Here is a 2506-nt window from a genome sequence, read left to right as displayed (position 1 = left end):
CTCGTTTGCTAAATCGATCAGCGTGTCACCCCGCGCGTCGGCAACGTCTCTGACGATCTGATTGTAGTTGCGATGAATCTCAAGTAGGTCTTCCAGATTCTTGGCTTCTCCCGACTCGATCAGATACGGCGGAACACCGATGTCGAACGCGTGGGGTGCGGTCAGGTACCAACAACGAATTCCGTTGGCTTCGCAAATCGAGCCGATCTCTTTCAGGTTGGCGCGATAATCCTCCGGCTCGACTCGCATCCCCGAATCGGCGGTCGCCGAGGGACGCTTCACGAAAGTTCGAATCAGCTGAAAGATGCGAGCGTTTCCCAAACCGTCGGCCACGGTTGATTCGCCCGACTGTTGATCCTTGTCCTGGAACCCACGCGCCAGCCAATGGTCGTTCCAGCCGAAATACACGGTGACCAAATCGGGATCCCATTCGATCGCTTCGGTTTCCAGCAACCGTTTGCCTTGAAAGGAGGTGTAGCCGATGACGCCGGCGTTGATGACCTCGAACTTCCCCGGCGCAACCTTGTCTAAGTAAGCACGCAACATGTCGGGATAGGTGATCGGTCCGAAGTGCGTGCAGGAGTCACCGAGACAGACGACGCGAAACACTCCGTCCGGCTTGTCGGCAGAAAATTCGGGGCCGTAAAACCCCATGCTGTTGTGTCCGAGCGCTCCGGGACGCGGACGCCAAAAAAGGGTGTCGTCGCGAGCCAAGAACGGCTGGGGGGAATTCGTGTTGTAGTCGTCGATTGGAAACGTGAATTCCATTCGCTCCACGCCCAGAGGCACGCGATACCCTGCAACACGCAGCAACGCCTCGGCGACCAAAAAGAACGACGCGACGACGACGATGCTCAGCATGACCTTCCGTCGGACCGAAAGGTTGGGGCGTGGCGGAGCAGCTTGCGGCGGCGCTGGCTTGCTTTGGGAAGGCGATTTCTTTTTGACCACGGTCGTCCTGCAGCAAGCCGCTTAAACAAACAACAAAATCGCCTGATCGAAAAGCCGCCGGCGCGTCGTTTAGGTTATCAGAGAGAACATACGACGTCCAACCAGAGACCTCCGGAGCGGCCAACCGGATTACTTCCGATCCACCATCATCGTGCCGTTGTCGGCGACCTTCAGCAGCGGCCGCGAGTAGCGTGATTGTCCGCCCAGTCCGCCTGGGCGGTAGGTGAATCCGATCGCCAGATTCCAGCCTTCCTCTTGGTTGCCGCCGCTGCCGGTTCCCTCATTGGGAATCAGATACGTCGCCGAGGTGTTCCAGAGCAGGTTTCCGTGAATCGGTAGATCGAGTTCCATGCCCAGCAAGCCGTCGTCATTGTCGGTCCAGCCGACGAAACCTTCGCAGGAACCGAGGCGGGCCAAGCGTTGGCGATAGAACAATCGATACTGCGTCATCGCTTCCATCGCGATGTCATTGCGGACGACGGTTCCGCTGTTGTCCACAACACTGGTGGTCGCGGTGTCGTCGTCGATGCCGACTGCGAATTTCAATCCGAACACATTGCAGCCGCGATTGACCCAGCCGAGTTCGCCGCGGAGCTGGACGAGATCGCTGCGGTAGTACCAGTCTTCGTACAGATAGTCCAACACCAAACCGTATTGAAAACCGTAGTCGACGGTGCGGAAGATGCCGCTGGTCAAGAAGACTTGGCCCCGCGTCTCGTCACTGAATCCGGCTCCAGAAAGATTGTTTTGGGTAAAGCGAACGCCGGATTGCCAGGCGAGATCGGCGCCGAAAAAGCGAACCGCCGTTCCTTTGTTGAATCCTTCATAGAATCCAAAGCTGCCCGTTCCGCGACGGTCGGTTCCCGTCGAGCTGGTGTTGGCGAAATTCATCGGTCCGGTGTGCCCGGCCACGCCGGCAAACAGGTCCAGTTGAGCCCACTGGATCCGCAGTCGCGGAAACAAGCAATCGATGAATCCTCCGATGCCGCCACAACACGCGTTGCATCCGCACATCGGGTCATAGCCGTCGCAACAGGCGTCGCATCCGACACCCTCGCATCCGCACGCCGGTTCGATCCAAGTCTCGGCACCGCATGACGCTTCGATCCCACAACCGGGATCCGTGAACACGTTGCCCACAGGGCAGTCACAAACCGTCTCGCAGCCGCAGCTCGATTCAAAGACGGCGGGGCCGTAACCCATCTCGCCTTCGTAATACGACACCGGCCGCACCACGCCGTCGGTTTCGACCGCGTGACCGACGGCGACGTCGCGTGCTGCGCGTTTGACCGGTTTCACACCGGAGAGGTCGACCCGTTCGCTATCAAAGACATCGGCTGCCGCACGCACGACCGGCTCGCCGGCCAACGTCGGAGTCCCCCACGCTAGCAAAGCGGCAACGACCAGCAAAAGCCACGCGGCGTGTTGGCAAACGCGGCGGCAAAGGCCCGTCGCAGACATTTTTCGACGACTCGACGTGTTTCGACCAGGCAAGACCCGCGTAATCGAGTGGCTTGACGTTATCATGTTCCAAATCTTTCCGCTGGGAGGCGTT

At 59.1% G+C, this 2506-nt stretch carries 2 protein-coding genes; both read right to left on the bottom strand.

The genetic code is table 11. The annotated features are described in order from the left end of the window. Positions 1-861: SGNH/GDSL hydrolase family protein (locus tag ABX749_RS29315; RefSeq protein WP_372899164.1), on the bottom strand; the 861-nt coding region annotated here is incomplete at its 3' end. A 219-nt stretch (positions 862-1080) separates the two neighbouring features. Continuing rightward, entirely contained in the window at positions 1081-2412 is a 1332-nt protein-coding gene (locus tag ABX749_RS29310; RefSeq protein ID WP_372899163.1) for a DUF6666 family protein, read from the bottom strand. Positions 2413-2506 lie beyond the last annotated feature (94 nt).

It is taken from the genome of Stieleria sp., from assembly GCF_041595215.1.
GTDB lineage: Bacteria > Planctomycetota > Planctomycetia > Pirellulales > Pirellulaceae > Stieleria > Stieleria magnilauensis.
This window is presented reverse-complemented; position numbering and strand designations above follow the sequence as displayed.